The organism is Methylogaea oryzae (assembly GCF_019669985.1).
GTDB lineage: Bacteria > Pseudomonadota > Gammaproteobacteria > Methylococcales > Methylococcaceae > Methylogaea > Methylogaea oryzae.
In genome coordinates, this window is sequence record NZ_AP019782.1 from 615,039 (window position 1) to 636,883 (window position 21,845).

At 63.8% G+C, this 21,845-nt stretch carries 24 protein-coding genes; 16 read left to right on the forward strand and 8 right to left on the reverse strand.

Annotated features, from left to right (window positions below):
- The first annotated feature begins 76 nt into the window (after nt 1–76).
- Both K5607_RS03100 and K5607_RS03105 read left to right on the forward strand, forming a co-directional pair.
- Complete coding sequence (locus tag K5607_RS03100; protein ID WP_221048161.1) at nt 77–844, forward strand: TatD family hydrolase; 768 nt, start codon at nt 77–79, stop codon at nt 842–844.
- Nucleotides 845–962: 118 nt separating this feature from the next.
- Entirely contained in the window at nt 963–1,319 is a 357-nt protein-coding gene (locus K5607_RS03105) for an H-NS histone family protein (RefSeq protein ID WP_343222962.1), read from the forward strand.
- Between the two features lie 195 nt (nt 1,320–1,514).
- Here K5607_RS03105 and K5607_RS03110 read toward each other — a convergent pair whose 3' ends face one another.
- A complete protein-coding gene (locus K5607_RS03110; protein ID WP_054773322.1) occupies nt 1,515–2,402 on the reverse strand; it encodes a carbon-nitrogen hydrolase in 888 nt (295 codons plus the stop codon).
- A gap of 56 nt (nt 2,403–2,458) precedes the next feature.
- On the reverse strand, nt 2,459–3,520 hold the full coding sequence (locus K5607_RS03115; RefSeq protein WP_246598941.1) for an agmatine deiminase family protein: 1,062 nt from the start codon (nt 3,518–3,520) through the stop codon (nt 2,459–2,461).
- A 258-nt stretch (nt 3,521–3,778) separates the two neighbouring features.
- Between K5607_RS03115 and cysM the strand changes: the two genes are divergently transcribed.
- The 10 genes from cysM to K5607_RS03165 are packed head-to-tail and all read left to right on the forward strand — an operon-like array spanning nt 3,779 to nt 13,237.
- On the forward strand, nt 3,779–4,669 hold the full coding sequence (gene cysM, locus K5607_RS03120; RefSeq protein WP_054773323.1) for a cysteine synthase CysM: 891 nt from the start codon (nt 3,779–3,781) through the stop codon (nt 4,667–4,669).
- Nucleotides 4,669–6,003: a 23S rRNA (uracil(1939)-C(5))-methyltransferase RlmD gene (gene rlmD / locus K5607_RS03125; RefSeq protein ID WP_221048162.1), complete on the forward strand. Its 1,335-nt coding sequence runs from the start codon at nt 4,669–4,671 to the stop codon at nt 6,001–6,003. Before cysM ends, rlmD begins: the two co-directional genes overlap by 1 nt.
- On the forward strand, nt 6,003–6,500 hold the full coding sequence (locus K5607_RS03130; protein WP_054773324.1) for a L,D-transpeptidase: 498 nt from the start codon (nt 6,003–6,005) through the stop codon (nt 6,498–6,500). The genes rlmD and K5607_RS03130 overlap by 1 nt, the downstream gene beginning before the upstream one ends.
- 14 nt (nt 6,501–6,514) lie before the next feature.
- Nucleotides 6,515–7,381 (forward strand): HDOD domain-containing protein, encoded by an 867-nt coding sequence (locus tag K5607_RS03135; RefSeq protein WP_221048163.1) that lies wholly within the window; start codon nt 6,515–6,517, stop codon nt 7,379–7,381.
- Nucleotides 7,378–8,568 carry a GGDEF domain-containing protein gene (locus K5607_RS03140; RefSeq protein WP_221048164.1) on the forward strand — a complete coding sequence of 397 codons (1,191 nt, stop codon included), beginning with the start codon at nt 7,378–7,380 and terminating at the stop codon, nt 8,566–8,568. The genes K5607_RS03135 and K5607_RS03140 overlap by 4 nt, the downstream gene beginning before the upstream one ends.
- A 55-nt stretch (nt 8,569–8,623) precedes the next feature.
- Nucleotides 8,624–9,715, forward strand: coding sequence for a redox-regulated ATPase YchF (gene ychF, locus K5607_RS03145; protein WP_054773327.1), 1,092 nt, complete (start codon nt 8,624–8,626; stop codon nt 9,713–9,715).
- Nucleotides 9,716–9,767: 52 nt separating this feature from the next.
- Complete coding sequence (locus K5607_RS03150; RefSeq protein WP_217994918.1) at nt 9,768–10,412, forward strand: paraquat-inducible protein A; 645 nt, start codon at nt 9,768–9,770, stop codon at nt 10,410–10,412.
- An 11-nt stretch (nt 10,413–10,423) separates the two neighbouring features.
- On the forward strand, nt 10,424–11,050 hold the full coding sequence (locus K5607_RS03155) for a paraquat-inducible protein A (protein WP_221048165.1): 627 nt from the start codon (nt 10,424–10,426) through the stop codon (nt 11,048–11,050).
- A complete protein-coding gene (locus tag K5607_RS03160) occupies nt 11,043–12,644 on the forward strand; it encodes a PqiB family protein (RefSeq protein ID WP_221048166.1) in 1,602 nt (533 codons plus the stop codon). Before K5607_RS03155 ends, K5607_RS03160 begins: the two co-directional genes overlap by 8 nt.
- A 5-nt stretch (nt 12,645–12,649) precedes the next feature.
- Entirely contained in the window at nt 12,650–13,237 is a 588-nt protein-coding gene (locus tag K5607_RS03165) for a PqiC family protein (protein WP_221048167.1), read from the forward strand.
- A 98-nt stretch (nt 13,238–13,335) separates the two neighbouring features.
- Here the strand turns inward: K5607_RS03165 and K5607_RS03170 are convergent, their stop codons facing one another.
- The gene (locus K5607_RS03170) at nt 13,336–13,992 is read right to left on the reverse strand and encodes an HAD-IB family phosphatase (protein WP_221048168.1); all 657 of its coding nucleotides are present in this window, start codon (nt 13,990–13,992) and stop codon (nt 13,336–13,338) included.
- A gap of 4 nt (nt 13,993–13,996) precedes the next feature.
- Complete coding sequence (locus K5607_RS03175) at nt 13,997–15,145, reverse strand: phosphoserine transaminase (protein ID WP_221048169.1); 1,149 nt, start codon at nt 15,143–15,145, stop codon at nt 13,997–13,999.
- A 169-nt stretch (nt 15,146–15,314) separates the two neighbouring features.
- Here K5607_RS03175 and K5607_RS03180 point away from each other — a divergent pair, with 169 nt between their 5' ends.
- The 4 genes from K5607_RS03180 to K5607_RS03195 all read left to right on the forward strand — a co-directional run bounded on the left by K5607_RS03180 (nt 15,315) and on the right by K5607_RS03195 (nt 19,014).
- Nucleotides 15,315–16,082, forward strand: a complete 768-nt coding sequence (locus K5607_RS03180; protein WP_054774149.1) for a Nif3-like dinuclear metal center hexameric protein — start codon at nt 15,315–15,317, stop codon at nt 16,080–16,082.
- Nucleotides 16,083–16,469: 387 nt separating this feature from the next.
- Nucleotides 16,470–16,847, forward strand: a complete 378-nt coding sequence (locus K5607_RS03185) for a helix-turn-helix transcriptional regulator (RefSeq protein WP_221048170.1) — start codon at nt 16,470–16,472, stop codon at nt 16,845–16,847.
- 78 nt (nt 16,848–16,925) lie between these two features.
- Entirely contained in the window at nt 16,926–17,939 is a 1,014-nt protein-coding gene (locus tag K5607_RS03190; protein ID WP_221048171.1) for a Gfo/Idh/MocA family protein, read from the forward strand.
- A 31-nt stretch (nt 17,940–17,970) separates the two neighbouring features.
- A complete protein-coding gene (locus K5607_RS03195; RefSeq protein WP_221048172.1) occupies nt 17,971–19,014 on the forward strand; it encodes a methyltransferase domain-containing protein in 1,044 nt (347 codons plus the stop codon).
- 139 nt (nt 19,015–19,153) lie between these two features.
- Here the strand turns inward: K5607_RS03195 and K5607_RS03200 are convergent, their stop codons facing one another.
- Genes K5607_RS03200 through K5607_RS03215 form a run of 4 tightly spaced genes read right to left on the reverse strand, consistent with a single transcriptional unit; the run spans nt 19,154 to nt 21,777 of the window.
- Nucleotides 19,154–19,996 carry a sterol desaturase family protein gene (locus K5607_RS03200; protein WP_246598942.1) on the reverse strand — a complete coding sequence of 281 codons (843 nt, stop codon included), beginning with the start codon at nt 19,994–19,996 and terminating at the stop codon, nt 19,154–19,156.
- 24 nt (nt 19,997–20,020) lie between these two features.
- Nucleotides 20,021–21,244 carry an SPFH domain-containing protein gene (locus K5607_RS03205; RefSeq protein ID WP_054774578.1) on the reverse strand — a complete coding sequence of 408 codons (1,224 nt, stop codon included), beginning with the start codon at nt 21,242–21,244 and terminating at the stop codon, nt 20,021–20,023.
- Entirely contained in the window at nt 21,241–21,453 is a 213-nt protein-coding gene (locus K5607_RS03210) for a hypothetical protein (protein ID WP_054774577.1), read from the reverse strand. The genes K5607_RS03205 and K5607_RS03210 overlap by 4 nt, the downstream gene beginning before the upstream one ends.
- 42 nt (nt 21,454–21,495) lie before the next feature.
- Nucleotides 21,496–21,777, reverse strand: coding sequence for a hypothetical protein (locus tag K5607_RS03215; protein WP_054774576.1), 282 nt, complete (start codon nt 21,775–21,777; stop codon nt 21,496–21,498).
- Nucleotides 21,778–21,845 lie beyond the last annotated feature (68 nt).

Below are 21,845 nucleotides of genomic sequence, written 5' to 3' on the forward strand. Positions count from 1 at the left end.
ACTTTGTCGCGGCTAATTCCAATCGGTAAAAACGCGACATTTTTCATTCTTTTCATAACAAGTAACATTGTCTCCCATGCTTATCGACTCCCACTGCCATTTGGATCGCCTGGATTTGAAACCTTATGGCGGCGATTTCGGCCGCTTTGTGCGGGAAACCCATGAGTCAGGGGTAAGCCACATGTTGTGTGTGGCCATTAACCTGGAGTCTTACCCCGCCATGCGGCAATTAGTCGCACCCTACGACGGGATTTCCGTATCGGTGGGGGTGCATCCTAACGAAACTTCCGGCGTTGAGCCCAGCGAGGAGCAGTTAAAAGCTTTGACGGAAGATTCCCGGGTGGTCGCGGTAGGGGAAACCGGGCTGGATTATTTCCGCAGCGAAGGGGAACTTTCCTGGCAGCAAGAACGTTTTCGCCGCCATATTCGCGTGGCGCGCAGTGTTGGCAAGCCGCTCATCATTCATACCCGAGAGGCGCGGGAAGATACGCTGCGTATTCTCGAGGAGGAGGGCGCCGGCGAAGTGGGCGGCGTATTGCACTGCTTTACGGAGGATTGGGATACGGCGCGGCGTGCCTTGGATCTCAATTTTAATATTTCGTTTTCCGGCATTGTTACGTTCGCCAGCGCCGGGCAAATTCAGGAGGCCGCGCGCAAAGTTCCGGCGGATCGTTATTTAATAGAAACGGACTCCCCGTATCTGGCGCCAACCCCCCATCGAGGGAAACCTAACTATCCGGCTTACGTGCGGCGTGTGGCGGAGTTTCTTGCCGAATTGAGAGGTGTTTCCACCGAGGACGTGGCGCGGCAAAGCAGCGAAAATTACCGCCGATTGTTCGCTTGACGCGGCCGGTAGTGCCGCGGCGCGGCTGGGAGATATAGGCTTGCGTTTCTTCGTATGGCGGGGGTATTATTCCGGGGAAGGCTTGTCTTAGCGCATCGCTAATATATAATCATGCGCGGTGGACGAACTGACCCATTTTGAAAAGGTGTTGATTATGGAACAAAATCTGAACGTGCTTTCCGAAACGCAATTGCAAGAAGTGATTGAGAATGCTCATCGCGCCTTGCGTGACAAGCAACAGAGCCGTCGCAAAGAAGTATTCGCCGAAATTCGTCGGCTGGCGGCTTCCGTCGGAGTGACCGTTGAAATTTCCGAAGGCGATAAGCCGAGCCGCGCCACCCGTACGGGTAAGGTTGCCGCGAAGTACCGTAATCCGTCCAACCCGTCGCAAACCTGGACGGGCCGCGGCATGAAGCCGGTGTGGCTGCGCGACCTGCTCAACAGCGGCCGCAGTATCGATGAATTCGCCATCTAAAGAGAAATAAGGGCTCGGCCGGTTCGGCGCCGCTTCCTGTTTATCCCGGCTCTCTGCGCAAAGCGCAGGGCACCGGACAATAGGGTAGGCCGAACGAACGATTGCGCTGGCCCTATACCGAAAAAAATGCCGGGGATTCCCCGGCATTTTTTTGTCCGTCGCTTTCGCGCCGCGCCGTCAAGGCGGCGGCAGCGCTTAGTCCAGATAGCGTTTCACCAGGCCTTCGTAGGCATCGATGCGGCGGTCCCTGAGATAAGGCCAGATACGCCGTACCGACTCGGTGCGGGCTCGATCGATTTCCACCAGCAATAACTTGCGTTCTTCCGCTCCGGCGCTGCAGAGCAGTTCTCCTTGCGGACCCGCGACAAAGCTATTGCCCCAAAACCGAATGCCGTTGCTGTGGCCGCTGGGATCCGGCTCATGGCCGATGCGGTTGCAGGACAGCACCGGCAAGCCGTTGGCGACGGCGTGAGCGCGTTGGATCGTGATCCATGCGTCGAGCTGGCGTTGTTGCTCTGCCGCGTCGTCGTCCGGGTTCCAGCCGATGGCGGTGGGGTAGAGCAGCAGCTCCGCGCCGGCCAGCGTCATCAGGCGTGCGGCTTCCGGATACCACTGGTCCCAGCACACCAGGATACCCAGTTTGCCTAGCGAGGTTTGAATGGGGCTGAAGCCCAAGTCTCCCGGCGTAAAATAAAATTTTTCGTAAAAACCCGGATCGTCCGGAATGTGCATTTTGCGGTATTTGCCCGCCAGGCCGCCGTCCCGGTCGAATACGACGGCGGTGTTGTGGTACAGGCCTGGCGCTCGCTTTTCAAACAGCGAGCCGACGATGACCAGCTTCAGTTCCTTGGCCAACCCGCCGAGCGTTTCGCAGGCGGGGCCGGGGATGGGTTCGGCCAAGTCGAAAAAATCGGTGCTTTCTATTTGGCAGAAATACGGCCCCAGGTGCAATTCGGGCAGCAGCACCAAGTCGGCGCCCTGCGCTTTGGCTTCGCGCACGGCCGCGATCGATTCCGCCAGGTTTTCTTCCCTGCTTGCGCCGCAGGCTTGTTGCACCAGTGCAACGGTCAGTTTGTCGTTCATGATGGAACCTTGGTATTAAAAGGCTTGTGGGAAACGGACGCGCTCCGCGGGATTATTTAAGGCTTCCGCAGGGCCGCAATGCTCAAGGCTTGCGGAAATTGCATGGTGGCGCAATGCAGGCTGCCGTATTGGTGGATCAGCGGCCGGCAGTCGATAGGCACGATGTCGCGGTCGGGGAAACAGCCGGCCAAGCGTTGCAGGGCCACGGCGTCCGCCGGATCGTCGTATACCGGAACCAGCACCGCGCCGTTGATGATGAGGAAATTGGCATAGCCCGCCGGCAGGCGCAGCCCGTCTTCATCGTGGATCGCCTTGGGCATGGGCAGGGGCACCAGTGTGTACGGCTTGCCGTCGGCCGTGGCGAACTCGGTCAATTGGTCGCGCATGAGCCCGCATTCGATGTAGTGGGAGTCTTCGGGGTCGTCGCAGGCCGTGTAGGCGATGGTGTCAGGGCTGCAAAAGCGGGCCAGGGTGTCGATGTGGGAGTCGGTGTCGTCGCCTTCCACGTGGCCGAAATCCAGCCATAGGACGCGCGACAGGCCGAAACGCTGCGTCAGCGCCGCTTCGATGTCGTCGCGGGTCATGGACGGGTTGCGGTTGACGTTGAGCAGGCAGCGCTTGCTGGTGAGCAGCGTGCCGCGGCCGTCCACCTCGATGCTGCCGCCCTCCAGCACCATGGGCACTTTTTCTTGGGCGGCGCCGTCGAAGATGCCGGTGGCGATGAGGTTTTGCGCCAGTTGCGCGTCCAAGGCGCAATCGTGCTTGCCGCCCCAGCCGTTGAATTGGAAGTCGAGCAACAGCGGCTGGCCGTCGCTTAACACGGTGATGGGGGCGGTATCGCGCACCCAGCAGTCGTTATAGGGAAATTCCACGAAGATCACCCGCGCCATGTCCGCCGCGCCGCTCAGCAAGCCTTCGATATGCTTGCGGTGGCCGCTGTCGCGGCAGGCGATGATCAAACCCTGGCGGCGGCTGATTTCCCGGGCCGCATCGCAATAATTGCGCTCCACTTGAGGCAGCCAGGGGCCGAAATCGCCGCCTGGCTCCGGCCAAGCCATCAAAACCGCGCTTTGTGGCGCCCATTCGGGCGGGAGTTGCGAGCCGGTAGGATTGTTCACGATAGTGCGCCTCTGCAGTCAAATGGGCGGCATTTTACCCGATCTAGCTCAGTGCAACCCTGTTGGATGGGACGTGGGCCGGATTCGTCCTGCCGTACGCTATAATGGCGATCCTTTTCCCCGGCGCGCTGCCGTGCCGACTTTTCTGTGCCGGCAAGCGCGCCGATTTGTGCCGCTTACCTGCGACAGGGGCGCCGCCCTCCGGACTCGTCGTTAATGTTTGGAGTATGCGGCCTCGTTGTGAACCTTGGTGCAAACATGAATTACCCTACCCTGGAATCTTTCGTCGGCAATACTCCCTTGGTGCGTTTGCAGCGCTTGTCGGGACAGGGTTCCAATACCCTGTTGGTCAAGCTGGAGGGCAACAACCCGGCCGGTTCGGTGAAAGACCGCCCGGCCCTGAGCATGATCAAGCACGCGGAAGCGCGCGGCGACATCAAGCCCGGCGACCGGTTGATCGAAGCCACCTCCGGCAACACCGGCATCGCCCTGGCCATGGCAGCGGCCATCAAGGGCTACCGCATGACCCTCATCATGCCGGAAAACATGAGCGCGGAACGGCGCGCCAGCATGAAGGCCTACGGCGCGGAAATCATCCTAACGCCGGAAAAAGGCAGCATGGAAGCGGCCATCGATCTGGCGCGGGCCATGGAAGCGCGCGGCGAAGGCAAAGTCCTCGATCAGTTCGCCAACCCGGATAATCCCCGCGCCCACTACGAAGGCACGGGACCTGAAATCTGGCGCGACACCCAGGGCGCGATTACCCACTTCGTCAGCTCCATGGGCACCACCGGCACCATCATGGGCACGTCGCGCTATTTAAAGGAGGTCAATCCGGCCATCCAGGTGATCGGCGTGCAGCCGGAAGGCGAGTCGAAGATCCCCGGTATCCGCCGTTGGCCGCAGGAGTATTTGCCGAAAATCTACCAGCCGGAGCGGGTGGACCGCATCCTGGACATGGATCAGCAAACCGCCGAGGAAATGACCCGCCGCCTGGCGCGGGAAGAAGGCATATTCTGCGGCGTTTCCTCCGGCGGCGCGGTGGCGGCGGCTTTGCGGTTGGCGCAAGAGTTGGAGAACGCCGTCATCGTCGCCATCGTCTGCGATAGGGGCGACCGTTATCTGTCCACCGGGGTGTTTCCAGACTGATGGCGCGCAGAAACTACAACCGCAAGCCCCTGCCGAAAGAGCCGCGCCAAGCCGTCGTCGAGTCCCTCAACCACGACGCGCGCGGCGTGGCCCACATGGACGGCAAGGTGGTGTTCATCGACGGCGCTCTGCCGGGCGAAACCGTCACGTTCACTTATACCGAAATACGCCGCGACTATGCCGAAGGCCAGGTGGCGACGGTGCTGGAGGCCTCCGGGGAGCGCATCGCGCCCCATTGCCCCCACGCCGGCATCTGCGGCGGGTGCAGCTTGCAGCACCTGGAGCACGAGGCGCAAATCCGCCACAAGCAGACACTGCTGCTGGAGCAATTGCGCCGCATCGGCAAGGTGCAGCCGGCGGAGGTGTTCGACGTTTTGCGCGGGCCGCTGTGGGGCTACCGGCACAAGGCGCGGCTCAGCGTGAAATACGTGCGCAAGAAGGGCCGTGCGCTGGTGGGCTTCCGCGAAAAGGGCGGCCCGTTCGTGGCGGACATCGACGTTTGCCCGGTATTGCATCCGGCGGTGGGGGAAAAACTGTCCCTGCTGGCGGAGCTGGTGGCCGGCCTGACGGTGCGCGAGCAGTTGCCGCAAATCGAAATCGGCGTGGGCGATAATCATTGCGCCCTGGTGTTCCGCATTCTGCAGGACGCGGCGGCGGAGGATCTGGCGGCGTTGCGCGCTTTCGGCGAGGCGCATGGTTACGCCGTCTATACCCAGCGGCAAGGCCCGGACAGCATCGAGCCGGTGCATGAAGACAGCGCCGCGTTGCCGTCCTACGCCTTGCCGGAGGCGGACGTGCATTTCCACTTCAACCCCACCGAATTCACCCAGGTCAATCCGGCCATCAACCGCGCCATGGTGGCGCGCGCCCTGGGGCTGTTGGCGCCGACGGCGGACGAGGATGTGCTGGACTTGTTCTGCGGCCTGGGCAATTTCACCCTGCCCCTGGCGCGGCAGGCGAAGTCCGTCACCGGCGTGGAAGGCGACGCGCCGCTGGTTCAGCGGGCGCGTGACAACGCCCAGCGCAACGGCATAAGCAACGCGGAGTTTTTCGCCGCCGACTTATTCGCCGACGTTTCCGCAGCGCCCTGGGCGCAGCGCCATTACGACAAAATCCTGCTGGATCCGGCCCGCGCCGGCGCCCAGGAAATCGTCCGCCAGTTGCCGCGCTTCGGCGCCGGCCGGGTGGTGTACATTTCCTGCAACCCGGCCACCTTGGCGCGCGATGCGGGCATCCTGGTCAACGAACTGGGTTACCGTTTGCTGGGGGCCGGCATCATGGACATGTTTCCCCACACCGCCCACGTGGAATCCATCGCTGTGTTCGAGCGTTGATGGAGACGCCGGATTTTTACCTGCGCGTCAGCATACCGCGTCAATGCCTGGACGTGCTGCGGGATGGCCGGGTGGAACGGACCTATCCGGTATCCACCGCCAAGAACGGTCCAGGGGAAAAACGCGGCAGCGAATGCACGCCCCGCGGCTGGCATAAAGTCCGCGCCAAGATCGGCGGCGGCCTGCCGTCGGGCGCGGTGCTCGTCGGCCGGCGGCCGACCGGCCAGGTTTACGGTCCCGAACTAGAGGCGCAATATCCGCTGCGCGACTGGATTTTGACCCGCATCCTCTGGCTGGGCGGCCTGGAGCCGGGCCGCAACCGCTACGGCGAAGTGGACACGGCATGGCGCTTCATTTACATTCACGGCAGCCCCGGCCATGGCGTCCCTGGGCAACCCGCATCGCACGGCTGCATCCGCATGAAAAATGCGGATATTTTAGAGTTGTATGATCGGATTCCTGTCGGAGTGCGCGTTCTTATCTCGGAACAACCCTAACCATCGACGGCGACATGGGCTCAGTCAGTCACGATTTCCCTAAAACCGCCCGAATAGCGATCCATAAGCTAAGGCTGCTGCCGCCTATTCCGGTGGAGCTGCAGCGGCTGCTGGAAATCGTGCGCGACGAGCAGACCACTCTGGATCAGCTTTACGTCGCCGTGGAAAACAGCCCGGCGCTCACGGCCCGCCTGCTGGGGCTGGCCAACTCCGCCTATTTCGGCCAGTCCGGCGCGGTCAGCACCATTCGCCAGGCCATCTACCAAGTGCTGGGCCTCAATACCGTCAAAAGCCTGGTGTACACCCAGTTGCTGTCGCAAACGCTGGATACCAGCCGTTGCGCCGCGTTTCAGGGCGAGCAATTCTGGTGCGAATCGCTGCTCACCGCCATTTTCGCCCAACGCTTGGCCGGCCAGGCCAAAGTGGATGCCGGCGTGGCCTATACCACCGGCTTGTTGGCCAATCTGGGCCTATTGGCCCTGGTGCATACCTTTCCCGAGGAAATGGCCGCCATGTTCCGCGCAGCGGAGGAAAGCGGCGTCCGTTTGTCCCAACAGTTGCGCGGCGAGCTGGGCATGGATCAGTACCGCGCGGGCGCTTGGCTGGCGTCGCGTTGGCATTTCCCGGACGCTTTATGCCTGGCCATCATGTCCATGGCCGACGGCGGCTCCCAGGCCGCTTCGCCTTTGGCTTCCGTGGTGCGTTTGGCCCGTTGCCTGGCGCAGCAGTGCTACCGGGGCGAGGACGACCGTCAGGCGTACGAGGCTTTGGCCGAGGAGCTGGGGCTGGAGGCGGACGGCTTGCCGCGCGTGCTCGAGGCCGTTAAGGCCAAGCGGCTGGAATTGGCCGAAAGCGCTCGCTTGCTGGGCAATCCGCCATGATGCCGGACAGTTTCATCGGCGAGCTGAAGTCGGCCGGCAGCGAGCTGGGCGTTCAATTCATCGACTTGATCGGCTCGCTCTCTACCATGCACGAGCTGATGCGCTTGGACGTGCGGCTCCTGGACGAACGCACGCTGGTGCGGCACGCGCTGATCGCCTTGATGCGCAACCAGGACATGGAGCGCTGCTCGCTGTTCCTGCTCCAGGGCGAGCGCTTGGTGAATGTCACCGGCGTGGACTGGGACGAGTGCGCCGAGCCGCTGGGCCTGGAGCCGGCCGTCCGCCAGGCGGTGAGTCCGCTGGAATTCGGCGTGGGCGAGGGCGTTATGGGGCGGGCGGCGCAAACGCGCAAATTGCAGCATTGCCGCGATTGCAAGAACGACGATAGATTCGCCGCCAAGGGCGAAGCCGCCACCGGGCCGGGCTGCCTGATTTCGGCGCCCATCTTGTCGGGAGGGGAGTTGATGGGGGTGCTCAATATTTCCCACCCCCACGCCAACCATTTCACCGAATGGCACGAGCGGTTGCTGGACGTTTATTGCGCGCTGCTGGCGCTGATGTTGAGCAACAGCCGTTTGTTGCACCAATTGGAAGGCGCGGTGCATGCCCGCACCCTGGAGTTGCAGCAGGCTTTGGATGAGGCGCGCACCCTCAAGCAGCGCTTCGAGGCGCTGTCCTTCGTCGACGAGCTGACCGGGCTATACAACCGCCGTTACCTCATGCCGCAGGCGCAGACCGCTTTCGTTCGCGCCCTGCGCTATCGCGAGCCTTTGAGCGTGATGCTGCTGGATTTGGACTATTTCAAATCCATCAACGACCAGCACGGCCATGCCGCCGGCGACGAAGTGCTGAGCGGTTTCGCCGCCATGCTGCAGCGCGAATCGCGGGAGGTCGATATCCTCGGCCGCATGGGCGGCGAGGAGTTCGCCATCGTCGCCACCGTTACCGATGCCGAGCAGGTGGTAAAATTCGCCGAGCGGCTTTGCCAAGCGGCGCGCGCATTGACCGTCGGCGTGGACGCTTTGCGGTTGTGCGTTACCGTGAGCATCGGCGTCGCGGCCCTGGATCACGACCTGGCGCAACGGGAAGGCTGGGCCTTCGACAATTTGCTGGCCCAAGCCGACCGGGCGCTATACCAAGCCAAACGGGAAGGGCGCGATCGGGTGGTGAGCTCCAGCTTCCCCTAAACCGGCGTCGGCCTTGGGCCCGCCTTCAATTTTTCTCTAATTACCTAGCATTATCATGGCATTACACTGCGGAATCGTCGGCCTGCCCAACGTGGGCAAATCCACCCTGTTCAACGCCCTCACCAAAGCCGCCATCGCCGCGGAAAACTACCCTTTCTGCACCATCGACCCCAACGTCGGTGTGGTGCCGGTGCCCGATCCGCGCATGGACGCCTTGTCCGCCATCGTCAAGCCGCAAAAGATCCAGCCCGCCGTGGTGGAGTTCGTCGACATCGCCGGTTTGGTGGCCGGCGCTTCCAAGGGCGAAGGCCTGGGCAACCAGTTCCTCGCCCACATCCGCGAGACCGACGCCATCGCCCACGTCGTGCGTTGTTTCCAGAACGACGATATCGTGCACGTCTCCGGCAAAGTGGACCCCCTGTCCGACGTGGAGGTGATCAACACGGAACTGGGGCTGGCGGATCTCGCCAGCGTGGAAAAAGCCCTGCAACGCTCCAGCAAGGTGGCTAAAACCGGCAATAAGGAAGAACTGGAAAAGAAGCGCGTGCTGGAGGCCCTCTACCAGCACATCGACAGCGGTAAGCCGGCCCGCACCTTGTCCCTGACACCGGAAGAGGCGGTGCTGCTGCGCGACCTGCACTTGCTCACCATCAAGCCGATGATGTACATCGCCAACGTGGACGAGGACGGTTTCGACAACAATCTCCTGCTGGATCGGCTGCGCGACATGGCCGCTGCCGAAAACGCCCAAGTGGTGCCCGTGTGCGCCGCCATGGAAGCGGAAATCGCCCAGTTGGACGACGCGGAAAAAGGCGACTTCCTGGCCGACATGGGGCTGGAGGAACCGGGCCTGAATCGCGTGATCCGCGCCACCTACAGCCTGCTGAATCTTTACACGTATTTCACCGCCGGCGTGAAGGAAGTGCGCGCCTGGACCATCCCCGTCGGCGCCACCGCGCCGCAAGCGGCCGGCGTCATCCATACCGACTTCGAAAAAGGCTTCATCCGCGCCGAAGTGATCGCCTACGAGGACTTCGTGCAATACAACGGCGAGGCCGGCGCCAAGGAAGCGGGCAAATGGCGCCTGGAAGGCAAAGACTACGTCATGAAAGACGGCGACGTGGTGCATTTCCGCTTCAACGTCTAAGCAAAAAGCATCGTCAGTATGGCGGCGGTTTTTCGTGCTGTAGCCCGCGGCGGTGAATCGACGCCATGCCGGCGCGGTGATTGACGTGTGTTCCGCTGCCAAGCTCATCGCCTGCCACGAATGCGACCAATTGCAGCGGGAAATCCCGCTGCCGCCCGCCGGGGCGGCGATATGCTGCCGTTGCGGGGCATTGCTGTACCGCAACGGTTCGGCCAGCCTCGACCGTCCTCTGGCCCTGCTGTTGGCCGCGGCGATGGTGTTCGTCCTGGCCAACGCTTTCCCCATCGTCGGCATCGAGGCGAAGGGCAATCACAACGCCACCACCTTGTTCGGCGCCGTCCTGACGCTGTGGGACGAGGACATGCCCCTGGTGGCCGGCTTGGTGTTCTTCACCACCATGTTGGCACCGGCGTTTGAGTTGGCTATCACCATTTTCGTGTTGGGTTTGCTGTATTTTGGCGTGGCGTTGCGCGCGCTGCCGTTGTTGTTGCGCGTGGTTTTGGCGCTGGAGCCGTGGAGCATGATCGAGGTGTTCATGCTGGGCGTGCTGGTGTCGGTGGTTAAGCTGTCGCATCTCGCCGGCATCGTGCCGGGCATCGCGCTGTGGGCTTACGCCGCTTTGATGGTGCTGCTGGCCGCGTCGTCGGCGGCATTGGACGCCCACGGCCTGTGGGACCGGATACCGGCGGGTCGATGAGCGGCCAGGCCATGCCTCCCTTGACGGCGGCGGATTTGGGTTTGCAAACCTGTCACGTGTGCGGATTGGTGTCGCGCGCGCCGCCGGGCGCGCACGGCTCGCTCTGCCCGCGCTGCGGCGCCGCCGTGCACCGGCGCAAGCGGGATAGCATCGGGCGCACCTGGGCTTTGCTGATTGCGGCTTATATCCTGTTCGTTCCGTCCAACCTGCTGCCGGTGATGCGGACCGCCTCTCTCACCGGAACCCAGCAGGACACCATCATGAGCGGCGTCGTCTACCTCTGGGTCAGCGGCTCTTGGCCGCTGGCGGCGCTGGTGTTTTTCGCCAGCATCGTGGTGCCCTTGGTGAAGCTGGCTTCGCTGACTTTTTTGCTGGTGTCGGTGCAACGGGATTCCGCCTGGCGGCCGCTGGAGCGCACCAAGCTTTACCGTTTGCTGGAATTTATCGGCCGCTGGTCCATGCTGGACGTTTACGTCATCACGATACTTTCCGCCTTGGTGCAGCTGCGCTCCCTGGCCACCATCAGCGCCGGGCCGGGCGCCATCGCTTTCGGCGCGGTGGTGGTGTTGACCATGCTGGCCTCCAAGGCTTTCGATCCGCGCCTGATTTGGGACACGCAGAATAACGACGATGCCTGAAATACCGCCATTGCAAGATATTCCCGAAGCCATCGCCTTGCCGCGCCGACGCGCGCCGTTGCCGCTGGTTTGGATCGTGCCCATCGTCGCCGCGCTCATCGGCGGCTGGATCGCGATACACGCCGTCATGCAGCGCGGCCCCACCGTGACCATCAGCTTCCTCACCGCCGAAGGCCTGGAGCCGGGCAAAACCCGCATCCGCTATAAAGACGTGGACATCGGCGAGGTGACGGAGGTCGGCATTTCCGACGACCGCAGCCACATTATCGTCACCGCCCAATTCCACAAGGACGCCGAGAAATTCCTGATGAAGGACACCCGCTTCTGGGTGGTGCGTCCGCGCGTCACCGGCGGGCAGGTCAGCGGCGTCAGCACCTTGTTGTCCGGCGCCTATATCGGCGTGGACGTGGGCAAGTCCGACGAGCCCCGGCGCGAATTCACCGGGCTGGAAGTGGCGCCTATCCTCACCGGCGATCTGCCCGGCCGCAAAATCACCCTGCAAGCCGGCAACCTGGGGTCGCTAGATATCGGTTCCCCGGTGTACTACCGCCATATCAAGGCCGGCGAAGTGATCGCCCACGAATTGGACAAAAACGGCACCGACGTGCATGTGGTGGTCTTCGTCCATGCGCCCTATGACCGATTCATCACCCGCGCCACCCGCTTTTGGAACGACAGCGGCGTGGACGTCTCCCTGGATGCCAGCGGCATGCACGTACACACCCAGTCGGTGGTCTCGGTGCTGCTGGGCGGCATCGCGTTCGAAACCTTGCCCGACGCCGGCGAAAGTCCTGCGCCGAGCGACGACGCCCAGTTCGTCCTCTATCCGGACCACGCTGCCGCCATGAAACCGCCCGACGGCGAGCCGCAGCGCTTCGTCCTGCATTTCCCGGAGTCCCTGCGCGGGCTCACCGTCGGCGCGCCGGTGGACTTCCGCGGCATCGTCGTCGGCGAAGTCGTGTCCATCAACGTGGAGTACCAGAAGCAAGGCCAGTGGTTTCACTTTCCCGTGGAAATCGCCATTTATCCGGAGCGCATGCGCGCCCATCTGGGCGAAGGCAAGCTGGCGGAAACGGAAAAAGGCGGCGGCAACGAGCTGCTGGACGCCATGGTCAGCCGCGGCTTCCGCGCCCAGCTGCGCAGCGGCAACCTGCTGACCGGGCAGCTGTACGTGGCGTTGGACTTTTTCCCCGACGTGCCGCCGTTCAAGATCAACTGGGCCAGGAAGCCGCTGCAATTGCCCGCCGTGCCGGGCAGCATCGAAGAACTGCAAATGTCCCTGGCCAAATTGTTGAAGAAAGTCGACAAAGTGCCGTTGGAGCAGATCGGCGGCAACGTCAACGCCGCCCTGGGAACTTTGAACCGCACCGTCGCCAGCATGGATCAGCTGCTGCAACGGTTGGACAAGGAAACCGCGCCGGAAGCCCGCGCCACCCTGGAAGAACTGCGCCGCACGCTGAAAGCCGATTCGCCCCTGCAACAGGAACTGCGCGACACCCTCAACGAAACCGCCAGGGCCGCCCGCGCGCTCAGATCCCTCACCGACACCCTGGACACCCAACCGGAAGCGCTGATTCGCGGCAAAGAGGACTAATTCCCATGACCACCAGAACCTTCCGCGTCCTCATCGCCTGCCTGGCTTTGGCCGGCTGCGGCAGCTCGCCGAAACCCCGTTACTACACCTTGCAAATGCCGCCCGCGTCCGCCGGCCAGCCTTCCGACAAGGCGCAAGCCGGCGTGGTGGTGGGACCGGTGAATTTGCCGGAAGCGGTGGACCGGGTGCAACTGGTGCTGCGCAGCGGCGACAACACCGTGGACATCAGCGACGCCCACCGCTGGGCCGAGCCTCTCAAAAGCCAAGTGGCCCGCGTGCTGGCCGCCAACCTGGCGCGCGAACTGGGCACGCCCCGCGTGTCCGTGTTCGGCACCGCCACCGGGGTGGAAGGGGATCTGCGCGTCGCCGTGGACATCGTCGACTTGCAAGCCACCCTGGGCGGCGACGCCGTCGTGGAAGCCCTGTGGACCGTGCGCGGCGCGCCCGATGCCCCGCCCTTGCACGGCCGCGCCGGCGCCCGCGCCAAACTGCCGGGCACGGACTACCAAGCCGTAGCCGCCGCCTACGGCGACGCCCTGGCGCAGATCAGCAAGGAAATCGCCGCGACGGTGCGCAGGGCGGAGCGGCGCTGAGGCCGTTGCGGCGGAAGAATTGCGGGGTTGGGCAGCCGTTGTGGGAGTGGGGCCTGCCCGCGATATGAGCCATCGCGGGCAGGGTCCGGTTCTAGCGGTTAGGCCAGCACGTAATCCAACACCGGCAGCAGCGTGGCGTCTTCGATGTAGCGGGGCGCGCTGTGCCGCACCGACTCTCGTTTCACTACGCCGCCGAAGCCGATGAAGTCCACGCCGGATTCGGTGACTTCGAAGTCGGTCATGCCGTCGCCCACTAGCACGATGTTGCCTTCCCGCTCCGCCACTTGCCGGCAGACCACGGTTTTGCCGCCGCTGCGGGCCAGGGGGGAGGCTTCGTCGAAGTCGCGGTATTGGCCTTCTTCGTCGAAATAGATGTCCACGGCATGGACGTTTTCCGCCGCCACGCCCAGGTAGGCGGCCAGGGGCAGCACGGCTTGGCGCAGGCCGCCGCTGACGATGTGGACGCGCTTGCCGCTTTGCTGCAAGGCGGCGATGACTTCGCCGGCGCCGGGAACCACGTGGCGGATATAGCATTCGCCCAGGGCGGCCACCGCCGCCAGGGTCGGACGGATGGCGTCCAACCGTTGGCGGTAGACCGCTTCCAGGCTCAGCTTGCCTTCCATAGCGGCGGCGGTGAGCGGGGCCAGCTTGTCGTACAGGCCTGCCTGCCGCGCCAGTTCGTCGATGCCTTCGATGGCCGACAGGGTGCTGTCGCAATCGAACAGCACCGCGTCGTAGGGGGTTGCGCTGACCATGGGCTTAAGCCGCGGCGGCTTCGGCGTAGGCCCAGTCCAGCCAGGGCAGCAGGGCGCGGAGGTCGTCCGCTTCCACGGTCGCGCCGGCCCAGATGCGCAGGCCCGGCGGGGCGTCGCGGTAGCCGCCGATGTCGTAGGCCACGCCTTCCTTGTCCAGCAGCGCCGCCAGTTTCTTGGTGAAGGCGGCTTGTTCTTCCGGGGAGAGTTTCTGGAAGGCCGGATCGACCACGGACAGGCACACCGAGGTGGTGGAGCGGCTTTCCGGCGCTTGCGCCAGGAAGCCGGCCCAGTTGCTTTGCGCCACCCAGTCGGCGATCAGGCCGAAGTTGCTGTCGCAACGCTGGATCAAGGCCGGCAGGCCGCCGATGGATTCGGCCCAACGCAGGGCGTCCAGATAGTCTTCCACGCACAGCATGGAGGGGGTGTTGATGGTGTCGCCCTGGAAGATGCCGGCGGCGAATTTGCCTTTGGCCGTCAGGCGGAACAGCTTGGGCAGCGGCCAGGGCGGCGTGTAGCTTTCCAGGCGCTGCACGGCGCGCGGCGACAGGATGAGGATGCCGTGGGCGCCTTCGCCGCCCAGCACTTTCTGCCAGGAGTAAGTAACCACGTCCAGCTTGCTCCAGGGCAGGTCCATGGCGAACGCGGCGGAGGTGGCGTCGCAAATGGTCAGGCCTTGGCGGTCGGCGGCGATCCAGTCGCCGTTGGGCACGCGTACGCCGGAGGTGGTGCCGTTCCAGGTGAATACCACGTCGCGGTTGCAGTCCACCTTGGACAGGTCGGGCAACTCGCCGTAGCCGGCTTTGTAAACATTGACGTCGGTCAGTTTCAGCTGCTTGACGATGTCCGTCACCCAGCCCTCGCCGAAGCTTTCCCAGGCCAGCACGTCCACGCCGCGCTCGCCCAGCAACGACCACAGTGCCGCTTCCACCGCGCCGGTGTCGGAGCCGGGCATGATGGCGATGTGGTAGTCGTCCGGCAGGCCCAGCACGGCGCGGCTGAGGTTCAGCGCTTCGGTGATCTTGGCTTTGCCGGGCTTGGAGCGGTGCGAGCGGCCGGCGCAGACGCCGTCCAGGGCTGCGGTGGTCCAGCCCGGACGCTTGGCGCAGGGGCCGGAGGAGAAAAAGGGTCTTTGCGGTTTGCTGGTCGGTTTCATGGATGGACTTTCTGCTCGGTTCCCGATGGGGAGTGGGTTCTCGTTGAAAACTGCCGCCAGTCTACCCAAACCGGGCGATTTTCGCTCGTGCAATGCGGTTTTTGCCGCCGTTGAGGCGGCGAGCGTTTGCCGCTAAGCTGCGGCGGCCTTTCTTTTCCCGGATGCCGCCATGAGCTTGACCCGCCGCCAACTGCAACAATTTTTCAGCCAACTGCTTCAGCCGGAAAGTTACGCCGACTACGGACCCAACGGCCTGCAAGTGGAGGGGGGCAAGCGGATCGACAGGATCGCCTTTGCCGTGTCGGCCACCGCCGACTCCGTGGCCCAGGCGGTGGCGGGCGGCGCGCAGGCTTTGGTGGTGCACCACGGCTTGTTCTGGAAGTTCCACGGCGCTCGGCCCATCGTCGGGCCCTACGCCAAGCGGGTGGCGCCCCTGGTGAAACATGACGTGAACCTGTTCGCCTACCATCTGCCCCTGGACGGCCATCCGGAAGTGGGCAACGCGGCGGCGCTGGGACGCTTGATCGGGTTGGAGCAGCAGCAGCCTTTCGGCGATTACCAAGGTTCTCCCACCGGGGTCAAGGGCGTGTTGGCCCAGCCCATGGCCGCCGCCCTGTTACGGCAGCGCTTGCGGCAAGTATTGGAGCATGAAGTGCTGTTGGCCTCCGCCGATCCCGACGCCTTGGTGGGCAGCCTGGGCATTATCACCGGCGGCGCCAACAGCGAGTGGCGGCAGGCGGCGCGGGAGGGGCTGGACGCCTACCTCACCGGCGAAATGAGCGAGCACGATTGGCACGAGGCGCAGGAAGCCGGCATCCACATGTACGCTGGCGGCCATCACGCCACCGAGCAGTTCGGCATACAGGCGCTGATGGAGCGGGTGCGATCGGAGCTGGGGGTGGAGTGTTTCTATATCGGCAGCGACAATCCGGCGTGATCGCGAGATCGAGCGATCACGCCGGGTCGCTAGCACAGGTTTGACCTTGTTACTAATAAGGAAAAACAATGAATAAGGCAAATGCCGGAATGTTCAGGCTTTGATCCATATTTTCGGAAATTTGTAAGCCTAGGCTTACACGCATATCAGCTTAGGCTTACAAGTGCACCCTTGGAGGGGCGCTAGAATCGTTGCGAATCGGCGCCGACGCAAGGCATCGAACCGCAGGCTTACCGTTGCGCGGAGGATGGTTAGGGCCTGACCCCGATAACAAAAACAATCTTGCGGCTCCGCGAACGGTTGCCTCAGGCCTGCGCAGAAGCTATGAAACAGACGCTACACGAACGGCGACGAGAGGGCTCGACAGGGCTTAAAACCGATCGTGCCTTGAGCGGCGACGTCCAAAAAAACCTCAATCTGGCCAGGCAGGCCAGCAAGCGGGTCAGCTGCGAAGCCATCAAGGAGTACGTGGACCGCCACCTGTACAGCGCCGACCTCAGCCCGCTCAAGGCCGCGCAAGCCTTGGGCATTTCCCAGCGCTATCTGCACAAGATTTTCGCCGAAAGCGGCAGCACGTTCTGCCAATACATCCATCGCCGCCGCCTGGAGCTGTCGCGGGAAAAGCTGGCCGATCCCAACGCCCTCCATCGCCCCATCTGCGACATCGCCCTGGAATTGGGCTTTTACGACCACGCCCACTTCACCCGCGCGTTCCGCAAGGCTTACGGCGTGACGCCCAAGGCGTTTCGCAAAGCCGGCGCCTGATTCGCCGCCGGAGCGGCATCGAACCGCCGCCTCCGTTATCATGCGCGGATCGAGCAAGAACGAAGAGGAGGCGAGTGCATGACCAATCCAACCAAACTCCGCTGGGGCATCCTGGGCGCGGCCCGCGTCAACGAGCGTCTGCTGCCGGCCATCGTCGAAGCGCCCAATGCCGAACTGGTGGCCATCGCCAGCCGCCGCCCCGGCGCCGCTGCGGAAACCCTGGCCAAATACGCGTCGCAGCAGCAGGGCGTGCAGTGTTACGACGATCTGGACCGGCTGCTGGACCATGCCGACATTCAGGCGGTCTATCTCCCCATGGCCAACAAGGAACACGCCGAGTGGGCGCTGCGCGCCATCGGCCGCGGCAAGCACGTGCTGGTGGAAAAGCCCATGGCGCTGACGGTGGCCGACATCGACGCCATCGAGGCGGCGGCAAAACAGCGGGGCGTCACCGTCATGGAAGGCTTCATGTACCGCTTCCATCCCCAGCACGCCCGGGTGCGCGAGCTGTTGGATTCCGGCCTCATCGGCGAAGTGCGCAGCGTGCGCGCCAGCTATTCCTTCATGATGCGGCCGGCGCGCATGTACCGCCTGGCGGACAGCGTCGAGCAGGGCGGCGGCGCCATGTGGGACATCGGCTGCTACGCCATCCACTCGGCGCGCCAGTGGTTCGATACGGATCCCCTGGCGGTGACGGCCCTGGCGAAATACGTGGAAAGCGGCGCGGACGTTACCGCCAGCGGCGTCCTCGACTTCGGCAGCGGCCGGCACGCCCAGTTCGACATCAGCTTCGAGCGGGCCCGCCGCACCGAATACGAAATCACCGGCACCAAGGGCGGCATCAAATGCCACGTGGTATGGCAGTTGCCGGGCGATGTACCGGTGATTTCATGGTGGACGGAGGACGGCCGGCAAAGCGAGGAGCGGCTGCCGGCGGCCAATCACTTCAACCTGGAAATCGAACACTTCAGCGACTGCGTGCTGAACGGCAAGCCTACCCGGCTGACCTTCGCCGACGCCAAGGCCAACTGCCGCACCATCGTGGCGGCGCTGCAATCGGCTGCGGAAGGGCGTACGGTGAAAATCGGCTGAGGCCGCCGGCAATATCGAAGGAGTTGCGCCGATGCTGAGCGAACATCTCACCCGCGCCGCCATCCAGGACTACTATGGCAAAGTGCTGGCGTCCAAAGCCGACCTGAAAACCAGCGCCTGCTGCACCGGCGATGCCATGCCCGAGCCCTTGCGGGCGATTCTGGCGGAGCTGCATCCGGAGGTGAAGGAGCGCTTCTACGGCTGCGGCTCGCCCATTCCGCCGCTGCTGGAGGGCCGCACGGTGCTGGACCTGGGCTCCGGGTCGGGGCGGGATGCCTACATTCTCTCCAAGCTGGTGGGAGCGCAAGGGCGGGTCATCGGCGTGGACATGACCGAGGAACAATTGGCGGTGGCCAACCGCCACATCGGCTACCACACGGAAAAATTCGGCTACCAGCGGCCCAATGTGCGTTTCCTGCAGGGTTACATCGAAGACCTGCAAAGCCTGGGCCTGGCCGACGCCTCGGTGGACGTGGTGGTATCCAACTGCGTGCTCAACCTGTCGCCGGACAAGGGCCGGGTGTTCTCGGAAATCTGGCGGGTGCTCAAGCCCGGCGGCGAGCTGTATTTCTCCGACGTGTTCGCCGACCGCCGCGTGCCGGCCCCGTTGGCGCGGGATCCGGTGCTGTTGGGCGAGTGCCTGGGCGGCGCCCTCTATGTGGAGGATTTCCGCCGCCTGATGGCCGCCATCGGCTGCCTGGACTACCGCATCACCCATAGCGCCCGTATCGCTTTGAACGACCCGGAGGTGGAGGCGAAAGCCGGCATGATCGGCTTCCGCTCCATGACCGTGCGCGCTTTCAAATTGGATCTGGAAGACCGCTGCGAGGACTACGGCCAGGTGGCTTATTACCTGGGCAGCATCCCCGGCCATCCCCACGCTTTCGCCCTGGACGACCATCACTTGCTGAAAACCGGCCAACCGCTATTGGTCTGCGGCAACACCGCCGCCATGCTGCGCGACACCCGCTACGGCGGGCATTTCCGCGTCGAGGGCAATATGTCCACCCACTACGGCTTGTTCGATTGCGGCCCGCCGGCCGGCGGCGGCGAAAGCTTCGGGGCTTGTTGTTAGCCGGCTCGGTGTTCGGAATCCCTCTCCTCTGTCCTTAACCCAGAAATCATTGCCTTTCTGTCCCCTCTCCCCTCGGGAGAGGGAGCTATCCGCTTGGCCGGGTTCTCTGCGACCTGGCCTCCAATCGTTTCTCGCCCGGCTACCCCGCCGCCGGCGGCTGCCGGCCGATGGTGTAGCGGCCCCGGTCTTCGCGCCAGGGCTGTCGCAGCATCCGGTCCAGCCAATGGTCGCGCGCTGTGCGGAACTGCTCCAGGCCCACGGTCATGCCCTCGTGGCCGGCGGCGGGTTGATCGAGGTAGGTGCCGAACCAGCGATCCCACCAAGGCAGGTTGAAGCCGAAGTTGCTGTTGGCTTCTTCGGGCAACACCGAGTGGTGTACCCGGTGCATGTCCGGCGTCACCAGTATCCGGCGCAGCATACGGTCCAGACGCGCGGGCAGGCGCACGTTGCTGTGGTTGAACATGGCCGTGGCGTTGAGCAGGATTTCGAAAATCAGCACGGCCGTAGCCGGCGCGCCCAAGGCGGCGACGGCGCCGAGCTTGACGCCCATGGACAGGACGATTTCCAGGGGATGGAAGCGCGAGCCGCTGGTCACGTCCAGGTCCAGGTCGGCGTGGTGCATGCGGTGCAGCCGCCACAGGGCGGGAACCGCATGGAACAGGATGTGCTGGAAATAGATGATCAAGTCCAACGCCGTCACCGACAGGACGACGGCGGCCCAGGCCGGCAGCGGGTAGTGGTTGAGCAGGCCCCAGCCCTGTTGGCCGCCGGCGGCGGCCAGGCCGACCGCGGTGGTGGGCAGCAGCAGCCGCAGCAGCAGGTTGTTGAGAGTGGATACGGCCAGGTTGCTGGGCCAGCGCGCCCAGCGGCTGAGCAGGCGGGCGCGGCGCGGCGCCAGGGTTTCCCACAGCGCCATGGCGGCGAATACGCCGAGGAAACAGGCCAGCCGGATGGCCGGCTCGAAGCGGAGTAGTTGTTCCACGGGCAGGAAGAGCTGGGTCGCCGGCTATTTTTTCGCCGTGTTGGCGGCGCCCTGGATCGACATGTCGATGCCCAAGTCCTTGGCGGCCTTGATGGACAGCAGGTCGATCATCTGCTGCGCGCCGGAGCCGGCGGCGGCGCCCCCGCCCGTCACGAACTGCGGCACCCAGTTGCCTTTGTAGTTTTGGATGGCGTCGGCGTAGGCCTTTTGGATCGCCACGTAGGCAGCCAGCTTCTGGTCCAGGGCGCCGTCGGCGTTCATCACCAGCTGTTTCTTTTCCGCCTCGCCCTGGCCTTCCAGGATCATCTTGCGCTTGTACTGTTCGGCGGCCTGGGCTTCCAACTGGGCCACCTCCAGCTTTTGTTGGGCTTCGGTGACTTTCTGCGCCTTGATGGCTTCCTGCGCCCACTTGGCTTCCGCCGCCTTGGCCTGGCCGGTCTTTTCCGTGGTGATGGCGTCCTGTTCCGCCTTCAGGGCGTTGGCCTGGGCGATCTGCACGCCTTGGATGGCGATCTGCCGGTTGGTGATCTGCTGCTCGATGGCGGCGTCGTATTTGATCGCATTGATGGTCATGGGCAGCAGGTTGATGCCGAACACCTTGGCTGGGCTTTCCTGTTCCCGCGCCGGCTTGCCGCCCTCCATGACGATTTCGGCGGAATTGACGGTTTTTTCGATGCCGGTCAGGGGATCCGGCACGCGCAGCGACACCATGCGCGTGTTGTAAGTGCCGTTTTTGGCCTGGTCCTGCATGAATTGCAGCAGCATATTGCGTTTTTCCGCCGCCGACTCGGTGGACGACATCAACGGGCCGGAGGTGTAGGCGGCCGACTCCAGCGTGGGGCGGACGATTTGCTGCTCCACCGCATGGGGATTGCCGAACTTGCGGTGGATCATGATGAGGTGTTCGCTGTCGGTGGGCATTTCCCAGGAAATGACGCCGGACACGTTGGCGTGGCCGCCGTCGTTGAAGCGGATGCGCAGGCTTTCGTTGTCGGACTCGGCGAAGGAGAACTGCTTGCGCAGCGGATATTTCTGCACCCGGCCCAGCCACTGCATATACCAGCCCGGTTCGGTGGCGGCGATCAGCGTGCCGTTGGGGTATTGGATGACCATCACCTCGGTGGAGTCGAGCATTTCCACCAGGTTGGTGGACGACCACAGGCCGACGAACAACAGCAACAGCGACAGGCTGATGCCGGTGAATTTGCGCATGCCCGTGGCCGGGCGCGGCGTGGCTGTTTCGCTCATGATTCGGTTTCCTGTCGGGGCTTTTCGATGGCGACGACTTGGCCGTCGACGGTTTTTTCCGCTTGGCGCGCTGCCGGGCGGCGGCGTTTATGCCGTTGGCCGAGCCCGGGAAACAGCGGTTTGTCCGTCAGCAACGGCCAGATCAGCTGCGTGATGACGCCGAGCACGAACACTAGGCCGAAAGCGACTTCCAACACCGTCAACAACATGCGCAGGCTCCCGCTCGAACGGCGCCGCGGCGGGCCGCCGGATCATTGCCCGGCGATGGCATCGACGCGGTCCAGGCGGATGACGATGCGGCCGAATTCCTGGTTCCGCACTTCCACGGCCTCGTCGCCGATCAAGCGCGTCACCGCGCCGCCGACGGTGTTGCCGTTGATGAAAAATTTCAGGCCGCGTTTGTCCTTCAGGCTGCTTTCCAGCAGTTCCTTGTAGACCGCATGGTCGTTGTCTTCTCCGGCGAGGGCGGGCATGGCCGCGCCGGCGAGGAGGGCGATGGCCGTGAACAGCAGGGGGATCGATCGCTGGGGCATGGTGTTTCCTAGGGTAGCGACGAAGGGAGGCGGGTTTGAGTTTAGGCGACGGGCGGCGGGCTGCGCAA

Coding starts and splice junctions, on each gene's coding strand:
- K5607_RS03180 (WP_054774149.1), top strand. CDS start 15,315: ATGAGCTTGACCCGCCGCCAACTGCAACAATTTTTCAGCCAACTGCTT.
- K5607_RS03140 (WP_221048164.1), top strand. CDS start 7,378: ATGATGCCGGACAGTTTCATCGGCGAGCTGAAGTCGGCCGGCAGCGAG.
- K5607_RS03135 (WP_221048163.1), top strand. CDS start 6,515: ATGGGCTCAGTCAGTCACGATTTCCCTAAAACCGCCCGAATAGCGATC.
- K5607_RS03170 (WP_221048168.1), bottom strand. CDS start 13,992: ATGGTCAGCGCAACCCCCTACGACGCGGTGCTGTTCGATTGCGACAGC.
- K5607_RS03195 (WP_221048172.1), top strand. CDS start 17,971: ATGCTGAGCGAACATCTCACCCGCGCCGCCATCCAGGACTACTATGGC.
- cysM (WP_054773323.1), top strand. CDS start 3,779: ATGAATTACCCTACCCTGGAATCTTTCGTCGGCAATACTCCCTTGGTG.
- K5607_RS03215 (WP_054774576.1), bottom strand. CDS start 21,777: ATGCCCCAGCGATCGATCCCCCTGCTGTTCACGGCCATCGCCCTCCTC.
- K5607_RS03130 (WP_054773324.1), top strand. CDS start 6,003: ATGGAGACGCCGGATTTTTACCTGCGCGTCAGCATACCGCGTCAATGC.
- K5607_RS03190 (WP_221048171.1), top strand. CDS start 16,926: ATGACCAATCCAACCAAACTCCGCTGGGGCATCCTGGGCGCGGCCCGC.
- K5607_RS03175 (WP_221048169.1), bottom strand. CDS start 15,145: ATGAAACCGACCAGCAAACCGCAAAGACCCTTTTTCTCCTCCGGCCCC.
- K5607_RS03100 (WP_221048161.1), top strand. CDS start 77: ATGCTTATCGACTCCCACTGCCATTTGGATCGCCTGGATTTGAAACCT.
- K5607_RS03160 (WP_221048166.1), top strand. CDS start 11,043: ATGCCTGAAATACCGCCATTGCAAGATATTCCCGAAGCCATCGCCTTG.
- K5607_RS03155 (WP_221048165.1), top strand. CDS start 10,424: ATGCCTCCCTTGACGGCGGCGGATTTGGGTTTGCAAACCTGTCACGTG.
- rlmD (WP_221048162.1), top strand. CDS start 4,669: ATGGCGCGCAGAAACTACAACCGCAAGCCCCTGCCGAAAGAGCCGCGC.
- K5607_RS03205 (WP_054774578.1), bottom strand. CDS start 21,244: ATGAGCGAAACAGCCACGCCGCGCCCGGCCACGGGCATGCGCAAATTC.
- K5607_RS03165 (WP_221048167.1), top strand. CDS start 12,650: ATGACCACCAGAACCTTCCGCGTCCTCATCGCCTGCCTGGCTTTGGCC.
- K5607_RS03210 (WP_054774577.1), bottom strand. CDS start 21,453: ATGTTGTTGACGGTGTTGGAAGTCGCTTTCGGCCTAGTGTTCGTGCTC.
- K5607_RS03110 (WP_054773322.1), bottom strand. CDS start 2,402: ATGAACGACAAACTGACCGTTGCACTGGTGCAACAAGCCTGCGGCGCA.
- ychF (WP_054773327.1), top strand. CDS start 8,624: ATGGCATTACACTGCGGAATCGTCGGCCTGCCCAACGTGGGCAAATCC.